This is a genomic window from Sheuella amnicola, from assembly GCF_010499255.1.
Classification (GTDB): domain Bacteria; phylum Pseudomonadota; class Gammaproteobacteria; order Burkholderiales; family Burkholderiaceae_B; genus Zwartia; species Zwartia amnicola.
Genome location: NZ_JAAGRN010000005.1, coordinates 213,056 through 226,089 on the forward strand (window position 1 = coordinate 213,056; position 13,034 = coordinate 226,089).

Annotated in this window: 13 protein-coding genes, 1 pseudogene and 1 riboswitch; of the genes and pseudogenes, 10 read left to right on the plus strand and 4 right to left on the minus strand. The window is 55.5% G+C overall.

Annotated elements, in window-relative coordinates:
* Positions 1-46: 46 nt before the first annotated feature.
* Complete coding sequence (gene ahcY, locus G3I67_RS09165; RefSeq protein ID WP_163654520.1) at positions 47-1,462, minus strand: adenosylhomocysteinase; 1,416 nt, start codon at positions 1,460-1,462, stop codon at positions 47-49.
* Positions 1,463-1,554: 92 nt separating this feature from the next.
* Positions 1,555-1,653, minus strand: a riboswitch (S-adenosyl-L-homocysteine riboswitch).
* A gap of 14 nt (positions 1,654-1,667) precedes the next feature.
* Positions 1,668-2,465, minus strand: coding sequence for an N-acyl homoserine lactonase family protein (locus tag G3I67_RS09170; protein ID WP_163654522.1), 798 nt, complete (start codon positions 2,463-2,465; stop codon positions 1,668-1,670).
* Positions 2,466-2,616: 151 nt separating this feature from the next.
* Between G3I67_RS09170 and G3I67_RS09175 the strand changes: the two are divergent.
* The 3 genes and pseudogenes from G3I67_RS09175 to G3I67_RS09185 form a co-directional block, all read left to right on the plus strand.
* A pseudogene (locus G3I67_RS09175) lies at positions 2,617-3,015 on the plus strand (carboxymuconolactone decarboxylase family protein); the annotation flags it as partial.
* A 92-nt stretch (positions 3,016-3,107) separates the two neighbouring features.
* Positions 3,108-4,013, plus strand: a complete 906-nt coding sequence (locus tag G3I67_RS09180) for an NAD(P)-dependent oxidoreductase (protein WP_163654527.1) — start codon at positions 3,108-3,110, stop codon at positions 4,011-4,013.
* Positions 4,014-4,093: 80 nt separating this feature from the next.
* Positions 4,094-5,056 (plus strand): Bug family tripartite tricarboxylate transporter substrate binding protein, encoded by a 963-nt coding sequence (locus G3I67_RS09185; protein WP_235931823.1) that lies wholly within the window; start codon positions 4,094-4,096, stop codon positions 5,054-5,056.
* Positions 5,057-5,092: 36 nt separating this feature from the next.
* Here G3I67_RS09185 and G3I67_RS09190 read toward each other — a convergent pair whose 3' ends face one another.
* Positions 5,093-5,299, minus strand: coding sequence for a DUF1289 domain-containing protein (locus G3I67_RS09190; RefSeq protein ID WP_163654529.1), 207 nt, complete (start codon positions 5,297-5,299; stop codon positions 5,093-5,095).
* Positions 5,299-6,465 (minus strand): methionine adenosyltransferase, encoded by a 1,167-nt coding sequence (metK, locus tag G3I67_RS09195; RefSeq protein WP_163654531.1) that lies wholly within the window; start codon positions 6,463-6,465, stop codon positions 5,299-5,301. The genes G3I67_RS09190 and metK overlap by 1 nt, the downstream gene beginning before the upstream one ends.
* A 362-nt stretch (positions 6,466-6,827) precedes the next feature.
* Between metK and G3I67_RS09200 the strand changes: the two genes are divergently transcribed.
* The 7 genes from G3I67_RS09200 (at position 6,828) to hslV (ending at position 13,034) form a co-directional block, all read left to right on the plus strand.
* Entirely contained in the window at positions 6,828-7,742 is a 915-nt protein-coding gene (locus G3I67_RS09200; RefSeq protein ID WP_163654789.1) for a lysophospholipid acyltransferase family protein, read from the plus strand.
* Positions 7,743-7,797: 55 nt separating this feature from the next.
* Complete coding sequence (gene dapF / locus G3I67_RS09205) at positions 7,798-8,670, plus strand: diaminopimelate epimerase (RefSeq protein WP_163654533.1); 873 nt, start codon at positions 7,798-7,800, stop codon at positions 8,668-8,670.
* Positions 8,671-8,683: 13 nt separating this feature from the next.
* Positions 8,684-9,343, plus strand: a complete 660-nt coding sequence (locus tag G3I67_RS09210) for a DUF484 family protein (RefSeq protein WP_163654535.1) — start codon at positions 8,684-8,686, stop codon at positions 9,341-9,343.
* Positions 9,344-9,394: 51 nt separating this feature from the next.
* On the plus strand, positions 9,395-10,357 hold the full coding sequence (gene xerC / locus G3I67_RS09215) for a tyrosine recombinase XerC (RefSeq protein ID WP_163654537.1): 963 nt from the start codon (positions 9,395-9,397) through the stop codon (positions 10,355-10,357).
* A gap of 300 nt (positions 10,358-10,657) precedes the next feature.
* Positions 10,658-11,821 carry a CobW family GTP-binding protein gene (locus G3I67_RS09220; RefSeq protein WP_163654539.1) on the plus strand — a complete coding sequence of 388 codons (1,164 nt, stop codon included), beginning with the start codon at positions 10,658-10,660 and terminating at the stop codon, positions 11,819-11,821.
* Between the two features lie 43 nt (positions 11,822-11,864).
* A complete protein-coding gene (gene dksA, locus G3I67_RS09225; protein ID WP_163654541.1) occupies positions 11,865-12,329 on the plus strand; it encodes an RNA polymerase-binding protein DksA in 465 nt (154 codons plus the stop codon).
* A 168-nt stretch (positions 12,330-12,497) separates the two neighbouring features.
* On the plus strand, positions 12,498-13,034 hold the full coding sequence (gene hslV, locus G3I67_RS09230; RefSeq protein ID WP_163654543.1) for an ATP-dependent protease subunit HslV: 537 nt from the start codon (positions 12,498-12,500) through the stop codon (positions 13,032-13,034).

Consider the following 13,034-nt stretch of genomic DNA (forward strand, 5'->3'; position numbering starts at 1 on the left):
GTGAGGAAAGAAACCCGCCAGTCAAACTGGCGGGGCGTACAACACATCAATAACGATAGTGATCCGACTTGAATGGGCCTTCTTGCTTGACGCTGATGTAGGCAGCTTGCTGCGGAGTCAGTGTCGACAAGTTGGCGCCGATCTTCTTCAGGTGCAGACGTGCGACTTTCTCGTCCAAATGCTTGGGAAGGATATAAACCTGACCAGCTTTGTATTCGTCATTACGCGAGAACAATTCGATCTGCGCCATAGTCTGGTTGGTGAAGGAGGACGACATCACAAACGATGGGTGACCCGTTCCGCAACCAAGGTTCACCAGGCGACCCTTAGCCAACAGGATAATACGCTTGCCATCTGGGAAGATCACGTGATCAACCTGAGGCTTGATCTCTTCCCACTTCAAGTCCTCAATCCCGGCGACATCAATTTCATTATCGAAGTGACCGATGTTGCAAACGATGGCCTGATCTTTCATGCGCTCCATGTGGGCGCGCGTGATCACATTGAAGTTGCCGGTCGCGGTCACAAAGATGTCTGCCTTGTCGCAAGCCTCTTCCATGGTGACAACCTTGTAGCCTTCCATCGCGGCCTGCAGTGCGCAAATCGGATCGATTTCGGTGACCCAGACCTGGGCACGCAACGCTGCCATCGCCTGAGCCGAGCCTTTGCCCACATCGCCATAACCTGCGATCACGGCAATCTTGCCGGCAACCATCACGTCGGTTGCGCGCTTGACTGCGTCAACCAGCGATTCGCGGCAACCGTACAGGTTGTCGAACTTGGACTTGGTGACCGAGTCGTTGACGTTGATCGCGGCAAAAGCGAGCTCGCCTTTCTTGGACATGTTGTACAAGCGCAGCACGCCCGTGGTTGTTTCTTCGGTCACGCCCTTGATTTGTGCCAAGCGGGTCGAATACCACTTCGGATGATGCTTCAGTGTCTTTTTGATCGACGCGAAAAGGATTTCCTCTTCTTCGGACGATGGCTTGTCCAGAACAGACAGATCGGATTCGGCCTTGGTGCCCAGATGCAACAGCAATGTCGCATCGCCACCGTCATCCAGAATCATGTTGGCCTGATGCTCGCCCGGCCACTCGAAGATCTTGTGGGTATAGTCCCAGTATTCGACCAGCGATTCACCTTTTTTGGCGAACACCGGCGTGCCCGAGGCCGCAATCGCGGCGGCAGCGTGATCCTGGGTCGAAAAAATATTGCACGATGCCCAGCGAACGTCTGCGCCAAGCGCCTTTAGCGTCTCGATCAGGACAGCGGTCTGAATAGTCATGTGCAAACTACCCGCAATGCGGGCTCCCTTGAGGGGTTGCGTCATGACAAATTCTTCGCGCGTGGCCATCAAGCCAGGCATTTCGGTTTCGGCGATCTGGATTTCACGGCGACCCCAGTCGGCAAGGCTCATATCGGCGATCGCGTAGTCGTGGAATTTTTCTTTATGTGCATTCATGGCTTTGTAGGCTCCGGTAGGCCCGCAAAGCAGCAATAGGGGGGAAAGTGTATAGAACCACATATGCACCACCGCAACCGCTGCCTGGCAGGATTGGGTGAGCGCCGTTAAGGCCGGAATGATCCGGCGGTAACGAGAAGAAGCTTTTGAGCCTGGCAAGTCAGTCGCTTGTCGCAGCGCTCCTCAAAAGCTTTGCAATTATAACTCAGGCTTTCGGCGGCATGTGCAGCGCGATGATATCGTTGGCTGGGTCACCCCAGAACGGGTATTTGACGCGCACAAGCGGGTCATGCCCAGGCACGATATGGTCCTCTGAGTCGGCTAGGCTGCGCAGCTTGTCATATCCCGCAAGCATATCCCCCACATGAAACACGATCGGAAACGGCGATGGCTTGAGCATATTCTCGTAATAATGACTGGCATCCGACGCAAGCACGACCCAGCCACGCGCGGTGTGAACGCGCACGGATTGCAGGCCTTTTGTATGTCCGCCGATCTTCATCAGCTCGATTCCCGGCGCCAGCGTATGCGCACCATCATGAAACGACACGCGATCCGCATAGACCCGTCGCACCAGATCCACCACATTCTCGACATCGTACGCGTGCCTGAACAGGCCGTGGCACATATGTCGACCGCATGCGTAATCAACCTCGTCGTCCTGAATATGAAACTGCGCGCGCGGGATCAGATCGATATTTCCGGCGTGGTCATAATGCAAATGCGTGATGATGACATCATCGATTTGTTCGGGCGCAATGCCCAGCAATGACAGAGACTTCACCGGGCACCGTAGCAATGTGCGGCCACGCTCCGTTGCCTGCCTCTGGTTAAATCCGGTGTCCACCAAAATCACACGATCGGCATTGCGGATCACCCAAACGAAGTAATCCATCGGCATGTTCTCCTCGTGCGGATCATGCGCGATGAAATTTTCTCCACGCGGGCGCACTGCCATCGTGGCGTAGCGCAAAGCAAATATCTCGTAGTTCGGCAAAGTCATGCTGTCTCCCTGTTTTTGTTTGTCGTACCTATGGGGAACTATACTTGACACGAGGATTGCCGAACAGACACAATCGACGGATGGGGCGTCGATCACTGATCGATCATTCAACAATTCTCAATACTATTCATTACAAATACGGGAGCAAGACATGTCAGCAAAATCAGAAACCGCAAAACTGTTCAAAGAAGGCCTCGAGGTGCGTCGCGCTGTTCTCGGACCTGAATATGTAGACGGATCGATCGCCAAGGCAAACGACTTCACCATGGCGTTCCAGCACATCACCACCGAATGGTGCTGGGGCTATGCCTGGACCCGTGACGGCCTGTCGCGCAAAACACGCAGCATGCTGAATCTGGCCATGCTGACTGCCTTGAACCGCTCGGCTGAAATCAAGCTGCACGTCAAGGGCGCTCTGGCCAACGGCGTTTCCGTTGAAGAAATCAAGGAAGTCCTGTTGCACGCCACCGTGTATTGCGGCATTCCGGCAGGCCTGGACGCCTTCAAGGCTGCCAACGAAGTATTGACCGCCGAAGGCGCCTACGAAAAAGCTGCAAAAAAGGCTGCCAAGAAAGCCCCAGCCAAAAAAGCCGCAGCCAAAAAAGCGCCCGCCAAGAAAGCAGCTAAAAAGGCAGCTAAATAATGAGCGCCAAACAAACCATTGGTTTCATCGGCCTGGGTAGCATGGGTTGGCCGATGGCCTCCCTGCTGCACAAAGCCGGCTACCCTTTGCAAGTGATTGATGCCTCGGCCGAACGCACACAGGCTTTCGCAAAAGAAATCGGCGGCACCGCCGCCGCTTCAAACCGCGCCTTGGCTCAGGCATCCGACATCATTATCACCATCCTGCCCACCAGCGCGATCGTCGAAACCGTTCTGAATGGCCCGGATGGTGTCTTGGCCGGCCTGCGCCCCGGCACCATCGTGGTGGATATGACTTCAGGCGTGCCAACCATTACGCGCACACTGGCTGAGCAAGTCGCAAAAGCACAGGGTCATTTTGTCGATGCCCCGGTTTCGGGTGGCGTGCCCCGCGCCAAAACAGGCGAGCTCGCCATCATGTTCGGCGGCAGCGCCGACCTGCTTGAGCGCGTTCGTCCCGTGTTGTCGTGCATGGGAACCTCAATCACACATACTGGCGATGTGGGTTCGGCTCACGCCATGAAGGCACTGAACAATCTCGTTTCGGCAGGTGGTTTTCTGATCGGCGTCGAAGCGCTGCTGATCGGCAAGCGCTTCGGGCTGGACCCGGCAGCGATGGTGGATGTCCTGAATTCATCGACCGGCATGAACAATTCGACTCAGAAGAAATTCAAGCAATTCGTATTGTCGGGCAAGTACAACGCCGGCTTCGGCCTGGATCTGATGGTCAAGGATCTGAGCATCGCCTTGGGCATCGGCAAGGACACCAACACCCCCACGCCTTTCGCGTCACTATGCCGTGAGATGTGGGCCGCGTCGGCTGCCATGCTAGGACCGGGCCAGGATCATACGGCAATAGCAAAGCTGTCCGAAAAACTGGCGGGCACGACTCTGTCCGAAGAGTAATTAGTAAAAGTAAACACAAAAATGTCCGGGCTTCGTAGATACGCGGCTCCGACACACTAGAGACAATGATGAAAAAAATTATGACCGCCGCACTCTGCGCGGCCGCCCTCGCAGGCACAACCGCTCAGGCACAAAACTACCCGACCCGCCCCATTTCGATGGTCGTTGCCTACGCACCGGGCGGATCGACTGACGGCTTGGCTCGCATCGTCGCAGCCGCCATGTCCAAAGACCTCGGTCAGCAGATCGTTGTCGAAAACGTGGGTGGTGGCGGCGGCACAATCGGCACGCAAAAAGTCCTGAAGTCCAATCCGGACGGCTACACCATCACGTTCGGCAATATGGGTTCGCTTGCGATTGCCGCTCCGCTCTACCCCAACATCAAGTTTGACCCTGTCAAAGACCTGGCACCAATCGGTTTGGTCGCCGACGTACCGATGGTCATTTCGGTGAGCAAAAAGAGCGGCATACAGTCGCTCAACGAATTGCTCGCTAGACTGCGTAAAAACGATGGCTCAATCAACTTCGGCACCGCCGGCCCGGGCTCGACCGGACATATCGCCGCAGCCATGTTTCTCTACGTGACTAAAACCAACGGCACACTCATCTCGTATCGCGGAGCAGGTCCCGCGATTGCGGACCTGATGGCCGGCACCGTTGATGCCGTGATTGATCAGACCGTCACTATGATTCCGATCCATAAGGGCGATCGCGTCAAGTCCGTCGCGGTATCTGCAAAACAGCGTCTGCCCCAAATTCCGGACGTGCCAACCTTTGCCGAAGCCGGTGCGGCCGAGTTCGATTTAAGTGTATGGAATGGCATCGCGGCACCTGCAGGCACACCACCAGCCGTGGTCGAGCGTCTGGCCAAAGCGCTTTCGAATGCACTGAAAGATCCGGAAGTCATCGAAAAGTTCGACAAGATGGCAGCGGTCATTCCGCCCCCATCCGAGCAAGGTCCCAAAGCTTTCGCTGCTTTGATCGCAAGGGACGTGCCTCGCTTCACCAACTTGATCAAAGAAGCCAAGATCAAAGCTGAATAAGATCGAGCTTTCAGGAAGCGACCGGAGTCAAAAAACTCAGGGTCTGCGCGGATAACCTTCCGCGCGGATTCTGACCCAGACTTCCTTTTTTTCTTCTTCGGTCATGAACACCCAGTTCGAGACCTCCATCACCGTGCGACCGCAGCCACGGCAAACATCATCGAATAGAGTCGAACACACTGCCACGCACGGCGAATCGGCGTTCGCCCATTCATCGTCCGTGGCTGTGGTTTGATCGGTCATCAGACCGACTTTTTGAGTGCAGCAGCCTTGTCGGTTGCTTCCCAAGAGAACTCGGGCTCCGAGCGACCGAAGTGGCCATAGGCGGCCGTCTTGCTATAGATCGGACGCAGCAGGTCCAGCATGTTGACGATGCCTTTCGGACGCAAGTCGAAATGCTCGCGCACCAACTTGGCCAATTGCTCATCAGGAACCACGCCCGTGCCTTCGGTGTAAACGGTGATGTTGATCGGCTCGGCTACGCCGATTGCATAGCTGACCTGCACCTGGCACTGCTTGGCCAAACCTGCGGCAACGATGTTCTTGGCAACGTAACGGGCAGCATACGCGGCCGAGCGGTCAACCTTCGAAGGATCCTTGCCCGAGAACGCGCCACCACCATGCGGGCATGCGCCGCCATAGGTGTCGACAATAATCTTGCGGCCAGTCAGGCCACAATCACCCTGCGGGCCACCGATCACGAAACGACCGGTCGGGTTGATCAGGAACTTGGTCTTTGGGGTCAGCAACCCTTCGGGGAAGCTGGGGCGAATGATGTCTTCGATCACGGCTTCGTGAATTGTCGACTGCGAAATTTCCGGAGCGTGCTGGGTCGACAACACAACCGTATCGACTTCGACAGGCTTACCGTTGACGTAGCGGAAGGTCACCTGAGACTTGGCATCGGGACGCAACCATGGCAGACGACCGTCTTTGCGCAGCTCGCTCTGGCGCTGCACCAGGCGATGCGCGTACCAGATGGCCGCGGGCATCAAATCGGGAGTCTCGTCGCAAGCGTAGCCAAACATCAAACCCTGGTCGCCCGCACCCTGATTCAGATAATCTTCCGAAGAACGATCGACGCCTTGCGCAATGTCGGGCGACTGCTTGTCATAGGCGACCAGCACGGCGCAACCTTTATAGTCGATACCGTAGTCGGTGTTGTCGTAACCAATGCGCTTGATGGTGTCGCGAGCGACCTGGATGTAGTCCACGTTGGCAGTGGTGGTGATTTCACCTGCCAGCACGACCAGACCGGTATTGCACAGCGTTTCGGCGGCAACACGCGCATTGGGATCCTGGGTGAAGATCGCGTCCAGAATCGCATCAGAAACCTGGTCGGCTACTTTATCGGGATGGCCTTCGGAAACAGATTCCGAAGTGAAGAGATAGTCGGTTGACTTTGACATGATCACGTCCTTTTCCGGCAAAGCCGGGGATGGTTGAAGGAGGTGCGTTGCACCCCGAACCATCACCTGTATGAAATTGCCTGTCAGACGCTGGATTGGGCGCGACGCTTTAGCGGAATTATTTTTTGGTCGCCCCGCAAGTTGTCGCTTAACTCAGCGACTTTCATTATTTTAAGCGAAAATGATGCCTCTTGACCAGTGATTTCCAATTGACAAGCAGACTGGCCCCATCCCAAGATCTCATTTCACGCATGAATCAACAAGTAACCGCGGAACAAAAATCTGGCACAGACGTGCCCGACCTGAACACCACGACAGAGTGGGCAGAGACGATCGCGGCACTCAAAAAACGTTCATTCAAAATGCGCTTGCTGATCGGCTTGTTCCAGTGGCTGGCAAACCTCGGCACCCCGGCGCGTTTGCGCGTGGGGGCCTTTTTGACTCATGTCACGACCTTATTGGCGCGACGACGCGTCAAAATCGCAAAGCGCAATATCGACCTGTGCTTTCCAGAATTATCGGAACAAGCGCGCGCGCAAATCGTGCGCGACCATCTGCGCGCCTTCACACAGAGTTTTATCGACCGCAGTGTGTTTTGGTTCGGTACGGCAGACCAGGTCTGCGAACTTATTGTTTGCAAAGGTCATGAGCGCATGCCCGATTTACTTGCCAAACACGGGTCAATTATGCTGCTTGCGCCGCATTTCATCGGCCTGGATGCTGCAGCCACACGCCTGACTTACTTCAGTCCCGAAGGCGCCACGATATACAGTCCTCAGCGGGATCCGGATATTGATGCGCTCGTCAGGCTGGGCAGAGCGCGCTTTCATGCAGTTCATCTGGTCAGCCGCAAGGAAGGCTTTAGGGCATTGCTGCGCTATATCAATCAAGGCGTGCCGATTTATTACCTGCCGGACATGGACTTCGGCCGAACTGGCTCAGTATTTGTGCCTTTTTTCGGTGTTCAAGCGGCCACTCAAACCGCCACGGCGCAGATCGCACGGAAATGGAAATTGCCGGTGCTGCCGGTGTACTCCCAATGGGACCCCAAAACAGGGCGATATGACGTCGAAGTCGGTGCGCCATTAGAAGACTTCCCCAACTTACCAAAATCGAATGCTCCAGACACCAGTCAGGAACTGGACGACAGCATCGAAGCCGCCACTGCTCGCCTCAATCAGCACATCGAATCCTGGGTGCGACGCTGTCCCAGCCAGTATTACTGGGTACATCGTCGTTTTAAAACACGTCCTGAAGGCGAACCCAAGTTTTATTGATGCAAGTTTGATAGGTTTTGCACTGATCGATCCACAATTTGGCGATAATGTCGGCATGATTTGGAACTTCACAAAAATGCATGGGGCAGGCAACGACTTTGTCGTGCTGGATGGCGTTCGCGCCGCCATCGAAATGACCCCCGAGCGTGCGCGCGCGATTGCCCACCGACACTTCGGCATCGGTTGCGACCAGATATTGCTGGTCGACACACCGAGCCACCCCGAGGCCGATTTTCGCTACCGGATTTTCAATGCCGATGGCAGCGAAGTCGAGCATTGCGGCAATGGCGCCCGCTGCTTCGTCAAATTCGTCCATGAGCAAAAGCTGTCTGCCCGCAACCCACTGCGCGCCGAGATCGCAACGGGGCTCATCACCCTTGAAGCAAAACAAAATGGCGAGGTAGAGGTCGAAATGGGTCAAACCCGGTTCGACCCTGAAGCGCTGCCATTCGACCCCGACGGACTCGAAACCCGCTCGCTCAATAACGATACCCTGTATGGACTGCCGATCGGCGAGCAGACGGTCTGGCTATCGCTTGTCGCCATCTCCAATCCGCACGCAGTTCAAGTCGTGGACGACGTCGATCACGCGCCTGTCGCCACGATCGGCCCGGCCATCGAATCGCATCCCCGCTTTGCGAGACGCGTGAATGCCGGTTTTATGCAGATCATCGACCGCCATACCATTCACTTGCGCGTTTACGAGCGCGGCGCGGGTGAGACGCTTGCATGCGGCACCGGGGCTTGCGCTGCCGTTGCCGCCGGCATCCGTCGAGGCCTGCTCGACTCGCCTGTGCGCGTACGCACTCACGGCGGATGGCTCAGCATTGCCTGGGACGGCAAAGCGCTTCGCATGACCGGTCCGGCCGTCACCGTTTTTTCCGGCAGCATCGATATCGACAAGCTGCTTGCATCCATTCCAACCTGAAGAGCTTCCTGACATGCCCAATTCGCTGACCGCGCAGAACGTGGCCAAATTCCTGCAAGAAAATCCCGACTTTTTTGCGCGTCACGCAGAGCTTTTCTCCACGCTGGAAGTTCCCCACCCGCATCAGACCCATGCGATCTCGCTTGGCGAAAGACAAATTCTGATCCTGCGCGAGCGCGTGCGCGAATTCGAATTTCGTCTGGCGGATCTCGTGCGTAACGCATCATTTAATGACGCAACCGCACGCAACCTGAACGACTGGTGCGCCCGTATGCTGGCCGAGCAATCCCCTATTCGCCTGCCCGGCGAGGTGGCACTTGGCCTGGCCGAACAATTCAACCTCCAGGAAGTTGCCTTGCGCGTCTGGGGGCTGGACTTGCCGCCTGAAGGGGTCGGCGCACCCGTTGATGAGTCGGTGCACGCATATGCGAATGAATTGCGCACCCCTTACTGTGGCACCGATACCGAACAGGCTCCGGCAGCATGGTTAAACGCCAAGCCGGCTTCGCTTGCCATTATCCCTTTGCGCTCAGCTCGAGGCGAGTCGGCATTTGGATTGCTGGTGCTCGGATCCGATGATGCCGAACGCTTTTCACCGGACATGGGCACCGATTTTCTTGAAACAGTCGGTCGCCTGGCCAGTGCCGCTTTATCGCGACTCAAGCCGGTCTAAGCGCAAGCACCCTGCAGCCTCAAGTCTGATCTTCAGCCTACCGAGCGCACCATGTCACTCAAGGATGTCGATATCCCCGAACCGGTTGAGCAGTGGATTCAACACCTTGAGACGAACAGGCGCTATAGCGGCCATACACTGGCGGCCTATCGTCGCGACCTGCAACAGCTCGTGTTGCTTGCGGACGGCAAACAGCTGAATCAATTGGTCAATGGCAACATACGGCATTTTCTGGGACGACTGCATGCGCAGGGTCATGAACCTCGCAGTCTCGCGCGCATGCTGGCTGCCTGGCGAGGCTTTTACAAATGGTGGGCTCCTCAAATCAACATGGCGACCAATCCCGCCGCGGATGTGCGCGCACCGAAAGTAGCCCGCGCCTTGCCCAAAGCGCTATCGGTCGATCAAACACAAGCCCTACTCGATGCACCCGTCATGACTGCGCAAAATACACCGGCAGCATTACGCGACCGTGCCATGTTCGAGCTCTTTTATTCAAGCGGCTTGCGCTTATCCGAACTAGTCAGCCTTGATCTGGCCTATACCCAAACCAAAGATCACACCTCACAAAGCTGGATCAATCTGACGGACAAAGAGGTGCATGTTCTCGGTAAAGGTGGCAAGCGTCGCGCCGTACCCATTGGCACTCAGGCGCTGGAGGCTATCGGCCGCTGGCTTGAATTGCGACCGCAATTAGCCCTGCCTCACGGATCCGACTCGGACCAGGCGGCTTTATTTTTAGGGGCGCGTGGACGCAGAATCAGTCCGCGCATTGTGCAAATCCAACTAGGGCGCCTCGCTCAATTGGCAGGACTGCCGACTCATGTTCATCCCCACGTCCTCAGGCACAGTTTTGCCAGCCATGTACTGCAATCAGCTCAGGACTTGAGGGCGGTTCAGGAAATGCTTGGGCATGCCAACATTTCAACCACTCAGCTCTATACGCGGCTGGATTTTCAGCATCTTGCTAAAGCCTACGACTCGGCCCACCCCAGATCAAGACGAAAATCCTAAGTCATTTTGGCAATTATTTTTCCCTGGCACTTAAGAGATTGGTTGAGAAAATATTACAAAATCGTTACATAACAATAGGTTATGACGTTTTGGCTTGTTGAACTATTTCAATCACCCCTCTTGAATTACGGACGATCATCCCTATATAGTGGGAGGTTACTCACAGCACCCCACTCTGGTAAACCCATAGTTCACTAGTTTGCCGGATAAAGAGGGCTGTGCTGTAATCCGGCGTTCGTCTTAAGTCAGAACATTACCCGGTGCATGGCACCTTGACCCGTTTCAGAAGTTGATTGGCACATGAATTCCCCTAGCAGTCTGGACTCAATGGTCCCCGTCACCGTCCTCACCGGTTTTCTCGGTGCCGGTAAAACCACCCTGCTCAAGCGCATCCTGAGTGAGTATCACGGCAAACGAATCGCCGTGATCGAGAACGAATTCGGGCCCGAAAGCATCGACAACGATTTGCTGGTGACAGACCAGGAAGAAGAGATCATCGAGCTCTCCAATGGATGCGTCTGCTGTACCGTGCGTGGCGACCTGATGCGTACCCTGAATGATTTACGCACCCGTCGCCAGGCCGGCGAATTGAATTTCGAGCGCGTCATCATAGAAACCACCGGCATGGCTAACCCCGGCCCCGTCTGTCAGACGTTTTTCATGGATGACGACATCGCCGACTACTACCGCCTGGATGCGGTCGTCACCGTTGTGGATGCAAAGCACGGCATGCAAACACTGGACAAACAGGAAGAAGCCCAAAAGCAGGTGGGTTTTGCCGATCGCATTCTGGTATCCAAAAAAGATCTGGTGACAGATGCAGAATACGCCAACCTACGCCGCCGTCTGATTCACATCAACCCGCGCGCTGCAATCGAGGCCGTGCATTTCGGCGAAACTGACCTGAAAAAACTGATCGATATCAGTGGCTTCAATCTGAACACGATTCTGGACATTGATCCCCAGTTTCTGGCCGACGATCACCCCGATGCGCATGATCATTCGCATTGCGATCACGACCATGGCCACTGCGAGCATGACCACGGGCACGATCATGATCACGCCACCTGCGGCCACGATCACAGTCACGACCATGACCATGATCATGCTACTTGCACCGACCCAACGCACCATCATCACCATCATCATGCGCCCGCGCACAATGATGAGATTGGCGCGTTCGTATTCAAATCGGACAAAGCCTTCGACCCCGAGCGTCTTGAGGAATTTCTCGGCGGCGTGGTTCAAGTCTATGGTCCGGATCTGCTGCGCTACAAGGGCATTCTCTACATGAAAGGCATCAACCGACGCATGCTTTTTCAGGGAGTGCATCAAATGATGGGAGCCGAACCCGGCAAGCCCTGGCAAGCGAACGAAAAGAAATCGACAAAGATGGTTTTTATCGGACGCAAACTGCCACAAGAGATTTTTACAAAAGGTCTCGAACAGTGTCTGACTAAGTAAGTGTTTCGCGCACATGCGCGGAATTTAAATTTTTGGAGTATTTATGGCTACCAAGGCAGCAAAGAAAAATACCGAAGCGGCAGGCGATCTGTCCGAAAACAATCTGCCCACCGAAGCTGAGTTGTTGAAGATGCCCGAGTCGGACTACATGAACGAACGTCAACTGGGCTTCTTTCGTGACCGCCTGCGCCAACTGGAAACAGAGCTTCTGAGCAACGCCGGCGAGACCACCGAACACTTGCGCGAAACTCAGTTCGTACCCGATCCGGCCGATCGCGCCACCATCGAAGAAGAGCACGCACTTGAGTTGCGCACGCGGGATCGCGAACGCAAGCTGCTCAAAAAAGTTCAACAATCGATCGTGCGTATCGACTCGGGCGAATACGGCTGGTGTGAAGAGACCGGTGAGCCGATCGGCCTGCGCCGACTACTCGCTCGTCCAACCGCAACGCTATCGCTCGAAGCGCAAGAACGTCGCGAAATGCGCCAGAAAATGTTCGGCGACTGAGCATAAAAGGCAACACAGAATACGGACACGGAATACGAGCGAGATTGCCGCGCAAGTCGCGAACAGTCGCACCTCGACACCACGTCCACAAAATGATTGGAGGCACACTTTTTGCAAACGGCTTGCAGACAGTGTGCTTTCTTGTTTTTGAGTAAAGGCAACACAACAATGGAACAATTTCACGGCACAACGATCATCAGTGTGCGCCGAGGCGACCAAGTCGCGCTAGGTGGCGATGGTCAAGTCACGCTAGGCAATATCATCATCAAAGGTACGGCCCGCAAGATCCGTCGCCTGTATCACGACAAAATCCTGGCCGGATTCGCCGGTGCAACGGCCGACGCATTCACGCTGCAGGAAAGATTCGAGGGCAAACTCGAAAAGCATCAAGGCCATCTGATGCGCGCGGCCGTCGAGCTGACGCGTGACTGGCGCACCGATCGCGTACTGCGTCGTCTCGAAGCCATGCTGATTGTGGCTGATCGCGAACACACCTTGGTTTTAACGGGCAATGGCGACGTGCTTGAACCCGAAAACGGTATCGCCGCGATCGGATCGGGCGGTGCCTACGCTCAATCCGCCGCGCTTGCCCTCATGCGTCATACAGAATTGTCACCGGAAGCCATCGTCAAGCAATCGCTTGAAATCGCCGGCGACCTTTGCATCTACACCAACCAGCAACACCTGATCGAAACTCTACCGTAA